Source organism: Halomonas sp. IOP_14 (genome assembly GCF_021021315.1).
Classification (GTDB): domain Bacteria; phylum Pseudomonadota; class Gammaproteobacteria; order Pseudomonadales; family Halomonadaceae; genus Vreelandella; species Vreelandella titanicae.
The window spans coordinates 160,811-173,286 of sequence record NZ_JAINWD010000004.1; the positions used below are offsets into that span (position 1 = coordinate 160,811).

The following is a 12,476-nucleotide window of genomic DNA, read 5'->3' on the forward strand; positions in this document are numbered from 1 at the left end:
CTCCTAAAATCAGTCAGTTGTGGGCTTGTCGCTGTGCTTACCGCCCGCGTCATTCTGGTGTGTTGGGGCTGTCGAGTATGCTTGAGAGAGCGCTGACTCCATACGGTCAAGCTGCGCTTTCAGCCCGCGAACATCATTGCGCAGCGACTGCAGCTCGGCTTCTTCGCCTTCGCCGTTGTCCAGCGCCATTTGCGCGCTCTCTTTCTGCATCACGTCCAGCACAATACCAATCATCATATTGAGAAAGATAAAGGCGTTCAAAAAGATAAAGGTGAGAAAATAGATCCAAGCGTAGGGGTAGACCTCCATGGCCGGATACAGCACAGCGGTGGCCCAGCTCTCAAAGGTCGCCACCTGAAATAGCGTTAGCATGGCCAGGGAAATATTGCCCCACAGCCCCTCGTCTACATTGTGAAACAGAAAGCTCCCAATGGCAGCGTATATATAGAAGATGATAAACATCAGCAGTACCACATAGCCCATCCGTGGCACCGACTTCACCAGGGCGCTAAGTAGCATCTGAAGTTCAGGAATCATCGACACCAGGCGCAGTACCCGGAAAATGCGCAGCAGCCTGGCCAGTAGCACCATTTCCGAGTCATCCATGGGGATGAGACTGGCAGTCACAATCAGGAAGTCAAAAACGTTCCAGCCTTTTTTGAAGAAGTCGAGCAGGCTGCGCTCCGCGGCCATTCTGATTAAAATCTCAATCAGGAAAAATATCGTTACCGCGATATCGAGATAGAGCAGCCACTGCTCAACCTGAGTGGTTTCGTCGTAGGTTTTTGCCCCTATCACCAGGGCGGAAATGACGATAATGGCGATCACCATCGCTTCAAAAAACTTGTTTGACCGCAGCTTTTCGAAACGGGACTGCCAGTTAGTAAAGGACTCACTCATGTAACAAAAAATCTCTCAACGGTTAATTCGCACACTTTATACTAAAATTACACACCTGCTACACAAGTGATATCCTGTTGTTTCACTTGATGTATCCTACGCCACCAGAACGCCTCTTTAGACGCCCTGTTGGTACTCTTTTGACTTTTTTTACTTTAGCCGCTGGATGATCCCCATGACACTGCTTTGGATAGCCTTATTGCCTCTGCTAGGCGTACTGGTGCCGGCACTCACCGCACGGCGCGGGCGCGGTTTCTGTTCCCTTGCAACGGCGGTGCTGCCCGCTACCGCCCTAGTAATGACGCTACTCAACGTGCCAGCTCTTTTAGATGGCGAGCAGCTACGTTTTTCGGTCACCTGGATGCCGGAACTGGCACTGAACTTGGCGTTCCGCCTGGATGGGCTATCGCTGCTGTTCAACCTATTGATACTCGGCATCGGTCTGCTGATTATTCTTTATGCTCACTACTATTTAGCCAAAGACGAACCCTATGGCCGATTCTACGCCTTCCTGATGCTTTTTATGGCGTCAATGGTGGGTATTTCAATGTCGGACAACCTGATTCTGCTATGGCTCTTCTGGGAGTTAACCAGCCTCTCTTCGTTTTTGCTGATCGGTTACTGGTCGCACCAGTCGGATGCCCGTAAAGGCGCACGCATGGCGCTAACAGTCACCGGCGCGGGCGGCCTTGCGCTATTGGCGGGCTTACTGCTGTTGGGCGATATGGCGGGCAGCTTCAATATGGGCGATGTACTGGCTAGCGGCGAAGTGATTCTGGCGGATTCCCGCTACCCGCTTATGCTGGGTTTGGTACTGCTGGGGGCGTTTACCAAATCAGCACAGTTCCCGTTCCACTTTTGGTTGCCCCACGCCATGGCGGCACCCACGCCAGTATCAGCCTATCTGCACTCGGCCACCATGGTTAAAGCGGGCATTTTTCTGATGGCACGACTGCACCCAGCCATCGCGGGTAGCGAGCTGTGGAGCGTGGTGGTCTCCCTAGTGGGCATCGTGACGATGCTATATGGCGCTTGGTTTGCACTGATGAAGACCGACCTAAAGGGTATTCTGGCGTTCTCCACCGTTAGCCATTTAGGCTTGATTACCGTGCTGTTGGGTATCGGCAGCCCCATGGCGATTTTAGCTGCCCTGTTTCACATTCTGAATCACGCCACCTTTAAAGCCGCACTGTTTATGAGTGCCGGTATTATCGATCACGAGACCGGCACCCGGGAGCTGAAACAGTTGGGCGGGCTGAAAAAAGCCATGCCAGTGACGGCACTCTTGACCACGCTAGCGGCTGCCTCAATGGCGGGCGTACCGCTATTTAATGGTTTCTTATCCAAAGAGATGTTCTTCACCGAAGCGCTAGCGACGCCCGTGTTAGGCGGCCTTAGTTGGCTATTGCCCGCGCTGGCAACACTGGGCGGTATCCTCTCTGTGGCTTACTCGCTGCGTTTGGTGCACGCCGTTTTCTTCAAACCGGCCCGTGAAGCACCACCGAAATCGCCCCACGAGCCGCCGCACCTTATGCGTTTGCCGGTAGAAATATTGGTAGCCCTGTGCGTGGTAGTGGGCCTGTTCCCGGCTTTTATGGCAACGGGATTATTAGAGCTCGCCAGCCAAGCGGTGATTGGTAGCCCACTGGATTTCCACCTGGCTATTTGGCACGGCGTGAATCTACCGCTCATCATGAGTTTGCTCGCCTTCGTGGTGGGTATTGCACTCTATTGGCGCTATGGCGAGGTGCGTCGATTTACCCAGCAGTTTGCCGGGGTCGATGCCCGGCGGGTGTTTGAGCGCATGCTTGTCTCCATGGGCTATCGCGCCGAGCAGCTTATTGCCAAGCTTGAAGGCAATTCGCTACAGCGTTATGTGGGCTGGCTCTGGCTAGGCGCATTAGTCATGGGTGGGATCGGCCTGGTTCAGATCACTGACTTAACGGGTGCTGCTGGCAATCAAGAGCTGGATGGTATCCTCATACTCGGGGCGGGGATGTTGATGTTTGGCGGCGTGGCCACCGCTGCCACTCACCGCTACCGGCTGATCTCTCTGCTGATGCTATCGGTCGTCGGGCTCTTTGTGGCGCTCACCTTTGCTCGTTTCTCAGCACCCGATTTAGCGCTGACACAGCTTTCGGTGGAAGTGGTGACCATGATCCTGTTGATGCTGGCGCTATTTTTCTTGCCCCAAAAGACCCCGCGCGAATCCAGCCCACTGCGCAACGTTCGCGATATGTTGCTGGCAGGCACGCTAGGCTTGGTGATTGCCAGCCTTAACTACGCGGTCATGACCCGCGAGACGCTGTCGATTTCCAGTTTCTTTATTGAGAACAGCAAGCCCGGTGGTGGCGGCTACAATGTGGTCAACGTGATTCTGGTCGACTTCCGGGGATTCGACACCTTGGGTGAAATCACCGTACTCGCCATCGCAGGCCTGGCGATCTTTAAGCTGCTGAACCGCTTACGCCTGTTTATGCCGCACAGTGACGGCGAAGGCCGGGTATGGTCACCTGACCGCTACCCAGCGGTACTCACGTCAATTTCAATGACGCTGCTGCCACTGGCACTGTTGGTATCTGCATTTATCTTCCTGCGCGGCCATAACCAGCCAGGGGGTGGCTTTATCGCGGGGTTGATTACTGCGGTAGCCTTGATCCTGCTGTACATGGCCCGGGGTGTGGCGTGGGCGCAAGAACGTTTGGACTTCCCTTTCCAACCGGTAGCCGTCATTGGGGTGGCGATAGCCACTCTAACCGGGCTGGGTAGCTGGCTATTTGGTCACCCGTTCTTAACATCCGCATTTGGCTATTTCAGCCTACCACTCATCGGTACCTTTGAACTGGCCACCGCGCTGCTCTTTGACCTGGGTGTCTACTTAGCGGTGGTGGGCGCTACGCTGATGATTCTTGCCAACCTTGGTAAGGTCACCACCGCTCACCGCCCGGTGACCGAAGCAAGCGAACAGGATGCTGATGCCAACGCCGCCACCTCTGCCAAGGAGCCTCGTTAATGGAACTGCTTTATGCGATGACCACCGGTGTATTGACTGCTTCTGGCCTCTATCTAACGTTACGCGGCCGTACTTTCCCGGTCGTGGTGGGCCTTACGCTGCTCTCTTACGCAGTGAATTTGTTCCTGTTTTCAATGGGGGGACTAACCACTGATGGCGCTGCCATTGTCTCCGAGGGTGCAGGTTTCGCCGACCCGCTGCCCCAGGCGCTAGTGCTCACGGCCATAGTGATTGGCTTTGCGATGACGGCGTTTGTGGTGATCCTGGCCATGCGGGCGCGGAGTGAGGTGGGGAACGACCACGTCGACGGTAAAAAGGAAGACCGAGAATGATGCAGCATCTAATTGTTTTCCCTGTCGTTCTGCCGCTAGTCGCGGGCATATTGCTACTCTATCAGCGCCAAGGATTAGTGCGTTACAAGCGCACGGTGAGTGTTGCTGCCACGGTGCTGCTGCTGCTGGTCGCGATAGGCCTATTACGCCAAGCCGCCAGTGGTGAAGTCACCTACTATGCGCTGGGTGACTGGCAAGCCCCGTTCGGCATCGTGTTAGTGCTGGATCGCCTCTCGGCGTTAATGCTGCTGCTGACCGCCGTATTGGCCGTTGGCGCAGTAGTGTTTGCCTGCGCCGGTGACGATGAAAAAGGCAGCAACTTCCATGGTCTTTTTCAATGGCAACTGCTGGGCATTAACGGTGCTTTTTTAACCGGTGATTTGTTTAACCTGTTCGTCTTTTTTGAAGTTCTGCTGCTGGCGTCCTACGCCCTGCTGCTTCACGGCGGCGGCAAAGCGCGCATTCAAGCCAGCGTCCACTACGTGGTGCTCAACCTGGCGGGGTCTTCGCTGTTTCTGATTGCAGTGGGGATTCTGTATGGCGCGACAGGCACGCTCAATATGGCCGATATGGCGATCCGGGTAGCCGAACTACCCGAAGAGCGTGACGGCTTAGTGAGCGCTGGGGCACTGATGCTGCTGGTCGTGTTTGGGTTAAAAGCCGCCATTCTGCCGCTCTACTTCTGGCTGCCCAAAGCTTACGCCTCGGCCCCCGCGCCAGTGGCGGCTCTGTTTGCCATCATGACCAAAGTGGGTATTTACGCCATTCTGCGCGTCTACTCGCTCATTTTTGGCGATAGCGCTGGCGGTTTGGAGGCGCTGGAACAGCCCTGGGTGTGGTGGCTATCGCTCGCTACCCTGGCTGCCGCAGGCGTTGGGGTAATGGCCGCACGGGACTTACGACTGCTGGTGGCTTATTTAGTGCTGGTGTCAGTGGGCACGCTGCTGGCGGGTATCGGCATGCGCTCGCCACAGGCGGTCTCTGCACTACTCTACTATCTGATCCACACTACGTTGATCACCGGTGGTCTGTTCCTGCTAGCGGAAATGATTGGCCTCCAGCGTGGCAAAGCGGGTACTCGCATAGTCAAGGGCCGCCCTATGGTGCAGGGCGCAGCACTCGCCATGTTGTTTTTTGTCGGCGCTATCGCCGTCGCAGGCATCCCGCCGTTCTCCGGCGCTTTCGGCAAAGCATTGATGCTCAATGCTGCCGAAGGCACCCAGCGACTATGGCTATGGCCGCTGCTGCTGCTAACCAGTTTAGCCTCGCTGATAGCCCTCTCCCGGGCTGGCTCTACGCTGTTTTGGCGTAGCCACCGGGGCACGATCAGCGGTACGCCGCTTTCCCATTGCCAGTGGTTTGGGGTTATTTGGCTGCTGAGTGCAGCCCCTCTATTAGTCGCCATGGCCGGGCCAGTGAGCAGCTACACTCAAGCCACGGCTGAGCAATTAGCCAACCCCCAGGTGCTGATTCGCACGCTACTACCTGATGCTGGAGATGCCCAATGATTGCTCCGCGCTCCTGGCTACCCACGCCTGTTTTATCGCTACTACTGCTAGTCGTTTGGCTGCTGCTGGTACGCAGTTACGCCTTTGGTCAATTCGTACTCGGTGGCTCATTAGCCATTTTGATCCCACTGCTGACCCACCGCTTTTGGGATGCGCGACCGCTTATCGCCAAACCTTTCGCGCTTTTGCAGTTTATTTTCCGGGTGCTGGGCGACATTATCATCGCCAACTTTGAAGTGGCTTACTTGATCGCCAACCCGTGGCGCAAGCTTAAGCCTCACTTTATTGAATACCCACTCATGCTCGAAGAGCGCTTCACCATTACGCTGCTGGCCAGCACGATCAGCCTGACACCGGGCACTGTATCGGCCAATCTACGCATGGATGGCAAGTCGCTGCTGATTCACGCCTTAAATGTGGACGATGAGGAGGCGCTGATTAACCAGATTCGTGAGCGCTATGAACGCCCGCTCAAGGAGATTTACGAATGCTGAGCATTGCGCTTTATATCACCTTAGCCCTGGTGGTGATGGCACTGTTGATGAATCTCTACCGGCTTACCATCGGCCCCAGCCTGCCCGACCGGGTACTCGCCCTGGACACTATGTACGTCAACTCGATTGCACTGATCGTGCTGCTGGGACTATGGCTGAACAGCAAAACCTATTTCGAGTCGGCGCTGCTGATCGCGATGCTAGGGTTCATCAGTACCGTTGCGGTGTGCAAATATATTCTGCGCGGAGATATTATCGAATGAGTACCGTGATCGTCGCCTCCATAAAGAGGCAGCCGCTATGCCAGAAAGGCTCATGCCAGGGGGTGTTATGTCAGGAGTAATAGAGGCGGTTATTTCGCTGCTGCTGGTTGCTGGCGGCATCTTTGTGTTTATTGGTTCGCTAGGGATGGCCCACTTGCGTGACTTTTATATGCGCCTGCATGGCCCGACTAAGGCCACCACTCTGGGTATCGGCTGTATGCTGATCGCTTCGATGATGTATTTCTGGAGCGTGGATGGCAAACCCGATATTCAGGAAATGTTGATTACGCTCTTCTTGTTCATTACCGCCCCCGTTAGCGCCCACTTGCTGGCCAAGTCCGGCTTGCACCTGCGTTTAAAGCACGCTGATAAAACCCAGGGTAAGCCAGTAGAGCTGCGTCCAGAAGAAGTCGGCGATAAACCGGTACCCCACCCGGATAAAGGCCATGGCTGAAAGCTAAGCAACCTCGCTTTTGTCATTGCGAGCGAAGCGCGGCAATCTTGGGTTGAACTGCGCCTGCGCAGGTTGAGATTGCCGCGTCGCAGGCTCCTCGCAATGACACTTTGCGCGACTGTGCCAAAGCAGAATTTACGGGGTTAAATCCTGCTGGTGATAGCCCAGTAGATAGAGCACGCCATCAAGGCCCGAGGTTGAAATCGCCTGGCGCGCCTGGGCACGCACCAGGGGCTTGGCCCGAAACGCAATCCCCATGCCCGCTTTGGCAAGCATTTTCAGATCATTGGCGCCATCCCCTACCGCAATCGTTTGACCCAGGGTAAAACCTTCACGCTGAGCAATGGACTCTAATAGTTCGGCTTTGCGCTCGGCATCGACGATCGGTTCACTTACTTCGCCGGTTACCTTGCCATTTTCGATGATCAGTTCATTGGCATGGATCTCGTCAAAGCCCAGCTTCTCCTGTAAGTGGCGAGCAAAGTAGGTGAAGCCGCCGGAGAGGATGGCGGTGCGAAAACCTAAGTGCTTCAGGTTAACCATTAAGCGCTCTACGCCTTCCATTAGCGGCAATTCCTCAGCGATCTCCGCCAGCACGGACTCATCCAAACCTTCAAGTTTGCTCATCCGCTCACGAAAGCTCGCTTTGAAATCCAACTCGCCGCGCATGGCACGCTCGGTGACTTCTGCGACTTCATCACCCACACCATGGCGGCGGGCCAGTTCGTCAATCACTTCAGCTTTGATCAGCGTGGAGTCCATATCGAAACACACCAAACGGGGCTGAACGTGATCACGAGTATCTGCTTGGATAACAATATCAGCACTCAGAGTTTCGCTCAGTACCCGTGCGGCATTACGAACCGCTTCAACATCCACCTCACCTACCAGACGATGCTCGATACAGTCGATGCACTTGCTCAGCTGTACCGAGTTCTGCTGTAACGACAGATCGGCAAGTCGCCGGGTGCTCCTTTTCTGCAGACCAAATTGCACGATCAGGGCGTCTACCTGGGATTGAATATCTGCGGTTAAACGTGCCGCTAAAACGGTTAGGATCAAGTCACCGCCTGCCATCACTTAGCTCCTGCCATTATTTACTCTCCTGCCTCTAAACGGTCGACTTTCTGGAAGCCACGGGGCAACTTGCTACCGCGGCGGCCACGCTCACCGCGATAATAAGCTAAATCGTCGGCTTTTAGGGTTAGCTTGCGCTTACCAGCATGAATCATTAACGCCTCACTGGCAGCGAGAACCACAATGCCGGTAACAAACTCCTCCCGGCGGGCAGCGCGTGGGCCGGGGATATCGAGCATCTTATTGCCTTTGCCCTTGGACATTTCCGGTAGTTGATCCAAGGGAAACAGCAGTAGCCGGCCTTCGTTTGAAACCGAGGCAACCCACAGCTCATCGCCCTCTGGCACTTCAACCGGCGCCATCACATTGCAGCCTTTGGGCAGGCTAAGCACCGCTTTACCGGCTTTGTTTTTACCGGTAAGTGTATCGAGCCGTGCCACAAAGCCATAACCGCCGTCAGTGGCGAGCACGAAGCGCCGCTCCGGCGGTGCGAACATCAGTCCCGCCATTTTCGCCCCAGCGGCAACGTTCGCGCGACCGGTGACCGGCTCCCCCTGCCCCCGCGCACTGGGAAGATTGTGAGCAGACAGCGTATAGGCACGACCGGTGTCATCCAGCAGCACCAGCGGCTGATTGGTTTTACCTTTCGCCGCCAGTTGGAAGCTATCCCCGGCTTTATAGGAGAGCCCCTCGGGGTCGATATCGTGCCCCTTGGCCGCCCGAATCCAGCCTTTATCGGAGAGCACCACGGTAATCGGGTCAGCGCCCAGCAGCTCCACTTCTGAAAGCGCCTTGGACTCTTCGCGCTCGACCAGCGGTGAGCGACGCTCATCGCCATGCTCTTTACCTGCTGCGCGGATCTCTTTTTCAATCAGCGTAGTGAGCTTGGCTTCGCTGCCCAGCAGCCCCTCTAGATATTTGCGCTCTTTTTCCAGTTCATCCTGCTCGCCACGAATTTTCATCTCTTCGAGCTTGGCAAGGTGACGCAAGCGTAACTCTAAAATGGCTTCGGCTTGGCGCTCGGAGAGACTAAACGTCGCCATCAGCGAGGCTTTAGGGTCGTCCTCCTCGCGAATAATGCGGATCACTTCGTCCAGATCGAGGTAGGCAATTAGCAAGCCTTCCAGGATATGCAACCGGTCTTCGACCTTGCCTAAGCGGTGCTCTAAACGACGACGCACCGTGCTGCGCCGGAACTGCAGCCACTCACCCAGCATTTCCGGTAGTGGCATCACCCGTGGGCGGCCATCCAGGCCGATCACGTTCATGTTCACCCGCACGTTCTTTTCCAGGTCGGTGGTGGCGAATAGGTGCGCCATCAACGACTCTACGTCAATACGGTTAGAGCGTGGTTCGATGACCAGTCGAGTCGGCTCTTCGTGGGTCGACTCATCGCGCAGGTCAGCCACCATGGGCAGCTTTTTGGCCTGCATTTGCGCGGCAATCTGCTCCAATACTTTGGCACCGCTGACCTGATAAGGCACGGCGGTGATAACAATATTGGCTTCTTCGCGGATGTAGCGGGCACGCAGCTTGACCGAGCCACGACCGGATTCGTAAAGCTTTCGCAGATCAGCAGGCGGAGTAATAATTTCCGCATCGGTGGGGAAATCCGGTGCGGGCACGAATTCCATTAAATCAGCGGTGGTCGCCTTGGGGTTGCGCAACAGATGACAGGTGGCTTCGACCACTTCCGAGACATTATGGGGAGGAATATCGGTGGCCATGCCAACCGCAATCCCTGTGCCGCCATTGAGCAGCACATGGGGTAACTTGGCCGGCAGTACCAGCGGCTCTTGCATGGTGCCGTCAAAGTTGGGCGACCAATCGACGGTGCCTTGGCCTAGCTCGCCCAGCAGCACTTCGGCGAACTTGGAAAGCTTGGCTTCGGTGTAGCGCATGGCGGCGAAGGATTTGGGGTCATCGGGGCTACCCCAGTTGCCTTGGCCGTCTACCAGCGGGTAGCGGTAGCTAAATGGTTGCGCCATCAACACCATGGCTTCGTAGCAGGCGCTGTCGCCATGGGGGTGGAATTTACCCAGCACGTCACCGACGGTACGCGCCGACTTTTTGTACTTGGCGTTGGCGTGCAGCGCCAGCTCGCGCATGGCGTAAATAATCCGCCGCTGCACGGGTTTCATGCCGTCGCCAATATTGGGCAAGGCGCGGTCGAGAATGACGTACATCGAGTAGTCGAGGTACGCTTTTTCGGTGTAGTCGCGCAGGGAGAGACGCTCGACGTCTCCTTCCGCTACTTGAATATCCATGTCGATCATATCCTACCTTGACAACAAAACCGCCCCTGTTGGGGCGGCTGATAAGCGGACACGCGGCCACTTAACATGGCTCGCTATGTTAATTGATACCTTTCGTTTGATGCATTAGATAGCGCTGCCGTAGATGACGCTTCTTGAGAACTACCGTGAAACTCGTCTAACAGCCCTTTTAAGCGCTGGGCCTGTAATGACAGCTCATTGGCAGCACTCGCCGCTTCGCTAACCAACCCGGCATTTTGCTGCGTCACCGTATCCATTTGCGTGACCGCCCGGTTGATCTCATCAATACCGTTGGTCTGCTCGCCAGACGCCTGGCTGATTTCGCTAATACGTGCAGTAACCTCTTCAATCGCCACCACGATATCTTTCATGGCGGATTCAGCTGCTTGAGCATAGCCACTACCGGTGGCAATCTGCTCTGAGGTGGTTTTAATCAGCCCATTAATGTTTCTGGCAGAAGCAGCGCTACGCGACGCCAGCTCACGTACTTCGCTGGCCACTACGGCAAAGCCACGCCCATGTTCACCGGCTCGCGCCGCCTCTACAGAGGCATTTAACGCTAAAATATTGGTTTGGAAGGCAATGTTTTCAATCACATCGACTATCGAAGAGACCTCAGTAGAGCTTGCGTTGATAGCCTCCATGGATTGCGCCAGCCGTGATACCTGCTCTCCACCCTGTTTCACTTTTTCCGCTGACTCTTTCGCACGCTGATCCGCTTCTTGAGCGTTGTCAGCATTGCGCTTCACCGTAGCGGCCATCTCTTCCATCGTAGAAGAAGTCTCTTGTAGAGAAGCCGCTTGCTGCTCAGTGCGGCTAGAAAGCTCGGTATTGCCCGCGGCAATTTCCGTCGATTCACTGGCAATGGCATCCGCTACGCCACGCACATCACCAAACAGACGCTGCAACTTCTCCGCGTAGCGATTAACGGCACCGCGTAGCTCGCCGATTTCATCATCGCGATAAATGGTCAGTTCACGACTGGAACCGCCCTGGCCCAGTTGATCAATCTGCCCAGTAGTACTGCGAATCTGACGTAATAAGATACGCCCACCCCACCAGCCTAGCGCGAGCAGCAGCGCCAACAGCGGTAAAATAAACATCAATAAATCACGCGTTAAAGTGCGCGCCAAGGCTGTTACCTGTTCGCTAGGCGTTACCAAGCCGAGTGTCCAGCCAGTGTCTGGCATATCAAACAAACGCACTGCCGCAGGCTCGTCCAATACGCCCGCACTTTCTACATTGGCCTCATCACGGCCAGCCTCAACGGCCTCTACAACGGGCTGAAGCCAAGGCATATCCCCCACTAAATCGCCCAGGCCGCGCATTTCATCCGACGCCTGCTCAACGCCCGGTAGGTCAATCACGTTGTGATCTTTATCCAGTACAAAGGCATAGCCGCCTGTGCCGCCACCATTTTCGGCGAGAAACTCAGCAACACCGTTTAACTGCATATCAATGGTGGCCACACCTGCAAAGTCATTATCGAGGTAATAAGGCACACTACAGGTCACCATCGCGACGCCGGTCGTCGGATCGCGATAAGCAGCAGACCAAACACACTGCCCGGGGGTCGCATCACGGGCACTGCTGTACCATGCCTCATCATGATAGGCGGCAATATCGCTTGCGTTATAGTCATCCAAAAATTCCAACTCGCCCTGGGCATTGCGTGCCCAGAAAAAGCTAAAGCGCTCGACACCCGAGGAAAATGCGCCGGGCTCCGGCCAAATACCGCCGCCCGCCACCGTGGCATTGCCGTTGTCATCAACGACATTAGGCAAGGCCTCAAGGTAAATGGCTTCTTCACGCGGCAGCGATTCGGCCAAAGCCGCCAAGCTCGATGTATTGCCTTCGACCCGGGCTAATTGACCATTGAGCGCATTGACAATCGAGCCCCCCGTACGCTCTATCAATGACTGGCTCGCATCGATAACCAGCGGCTGACCTCGCCACGCCATTACGCCGTAAATACTGGCCGCCATCAGAAGCATAAGTACGAATGCAGACAGCGTTAACTGTCGAGATATCGTGTTAAACAAAAGCCTTCCCCTTATATATGAATGTACGTTTATTACGTCTTTTTAGTATGTAAGCTCTACATTCAACTATCGGCTAAAGTACGCGTTACTGTAACAACGGCTTGTTAACGCTTGTCT

10 protein-coding genes are annotated in these 12,476 nt (G+C 55.3%); 6 read left to right on the forward strand and 4 right to left on the reverse strand.

Annotated elements, in window-relative coordinates:
- Positions 1-9: 9 nt before the first annotated feature.
- Positions 10-900 carry an ion transporter gene (locus K7H09_RS05295; RefSeq protein WP_230803878.1) on the reverse strand — a complete coding sequence of 297 codons (891 nt, stop codon included), beginning with the start codon at positions 898-900 and terminating at the stop codon, positions 10-12.
- 175 nt (positions 901-1,075) lie between these two features.
- On the opposite strand from K7H09_RS05295, the gene K7H09_RS05300 reads away from it, so the two are divergent.
- The 6 genes from K7H09_RS05300 (at position 1,076) to K7H09_RS05325 (ending at position 6,964) form a co-directional block, all read left to right on the forward strand.
- Positions 1,076-3,913: a monovalent cation/H+ antiporter subunit A gene (locus K7H09_RS05300; RefSeq protein ID WP_230803879.1), complete on the forward strand. Its 2,838-nt coding sequence runs from the start codon at positions 1,076-1,078 to the stop codon at positions 3,911-3,913.
- Positions 3,913-4,245 carry a Na+/H+ antiporter subunit C gene (locus tag K7H09_RS05305; RefSeq protein ID WP_022523997.1) on the forward strand — a complete coding sequence of 111 codons (333 nt, stop codon included), beginning with the start codon at positions 3,913-3,915 and terminating at the stop codon, positions 4,243-4,245. The genes K7H09_RS05300 and K7H09_RS05305 overlap by 1 nt, the downstream gene beginning before the upstream one ends.
- Positions 4,242-5,753, forward strand: a complete 1,512-nt coding sequence (locus K7H09_RS05310; protein WP_230803880.1) for a monovalent cation/H+ antiporter subunit D — start codon at positions 4,242-4,244, stop codon at positions 5,751-5,753. Before K7H09_RS05305 ends, K7H09_RS05310 begins: the two co-directional genes overlap by 4 nt.
- Positions 5,750-6,247: a Na+/H+ antiporter subunit E gene (locus tag K7H09_RS05315; protein WP_230803881.1), complete on the forward strand. Its 498-nt coding sequence runs from the start codon at positions 5,750-5,752 to the stop codon at positions 6,245-6,247. Before K7H09_RS05310 ends, K7H09_RS05315 begins: the two co-directional genes overlap by 4 nt.
- Positions 6,241-6,510, forward strand: coding sequence for a K+/H+ antiporter subunit F (locus K7H09_RS05320; protein WP_008958594.1), 270 nt, complete (start codon positions 6,241-6,243; stop codon positions 6,508-6,510). The genes K7H09_RS05315 and K7H09_RS05320 overlap by 7 nt, the downstream gene beginning before the upstream one ends.
- Before the next feature lie 67 nt (positions 6,511-6,577).
- On the forward strand, positions 6,578-6,964 hold the full coding sequence (locus K7H09_RS05325; RefSeq protein WP_027959043.1) for a Na+/H+ antiporter subunit G: 387 nt from the start codon (positions 6,578-6,580) through the stop codon (positions 6,962-6,964).
- Positions 6,965-7,099: 135 nt separating this feature from the next.
- Here the strand turns inward: K7H09_RS05325 and serB are convergent, their stop codons facing one another.
- The 3 genes from serB to K7H09_RS05340 form a co-directional block, all read right to left on the reverse strand.
- Positions 7,100-8,041 carry a phosphoserine phosphatase SerB gene (serB, locus tag K7H09_RS05330; protein ID WP_161463465.1) on the reverse strand — a complete coding sequence of 314 codons (942 nt, stop codon included), beginning with the start codon at positions 8,039-8,041 and terminating at the stop codon, positions 7,100-7,102.
- Positions 8,042-8,061: 20 nt separating this feature from the next.
- Positions 8,062-10,317: a DNA topoisomerase IV subunit A gene (parC, locus tag K7H09_RS05335; RefSeq protein WP_230803882.1), complete on the reverse strand. Its 2,256-nt coding sequence runs from the start codon at positions 10,315-10,317 to the stop codon at positions 8,062-8,064.
- A 74-nt stretch (positions 10,318-10,391) separates the two neighbouring features.
- Complete coding sequence (locus K7H09_RS05340) at positions 10,392-12,359, reverse strand: methyl-accepting chemotaxis protein (RefSeq protein WP_230803883.1); 1,968 nt, start codon at positions 12,357-12,359, stop codon at positions 10,392-10,394.
- Positions 12,360-12,476: the final 117 nt, after the last annotated feature.

Bases quoted from the DNA above. Each gene is read 5' to 3' on its own strand.
- K7H09_RS05305 (WP_022523997.1), top strand. From the start codon at position 3,913: ATGGAACTGCTTTATGCGATGACCACCGGTGTATTGACTGCTTCTGGC.
- K7H09_RS05295 (WP_230803878.1), bottom strand. From the start codon at position 900: ATGAGTGAGTCCTTTACTAACTGGCAGTCCCGTTTCGAAAAGCTGCGG.
- K7H09_RS05310 (WP_230803880.1), top strand. From the start codon at position 4,242: ATGATGCAGCATCTAATTGTTTTCCCTGTCGTTCTGCCGCTAGTCGCG.
- K7H09_RS05325 (WP_027959043.1), top strand. From the start codon at position 6,578: ATGTCAGGAGTAATAGAGGCGGTTATTTCGCTGCTGCTGGTTGCTGGC.
- serB (WP_161463465.1), bottom strand. From the start codon at position 8,041: ATGGCAGGCGGTGACTTGATCCTAACCGTTTTAGCGGCACGTTTAACC.
- K7H09_RS05315 (WP_230803881.1), top strand. From the start codon at position 5,750: ATGATTGCTCCGCGCTCCTGGCTACCCACGCCTGTTTTATCGCTACTA.
- parC (WP_230803882.1), bottom strand. From the start codon at position 10,317: ATGATCGACATGGATATTCAAGTAGCGGAAGGAGACGTCGAGCGTCTC.
- K7H09_RS05300 (WP_230803879.1), top strand. From the start codon at position 1,076: ATGACACTGCTTTGGATAGCCTTATTGCCTCTGCTAGGCGTACTGGTG.
- K7H09_RS05320 (WP_008958594.1), top strand. From the start codon at position 6,241: ATGCTGAGCATTGCGCTTTATATCACCTTAGCCCTGGTGGTGATGGCA.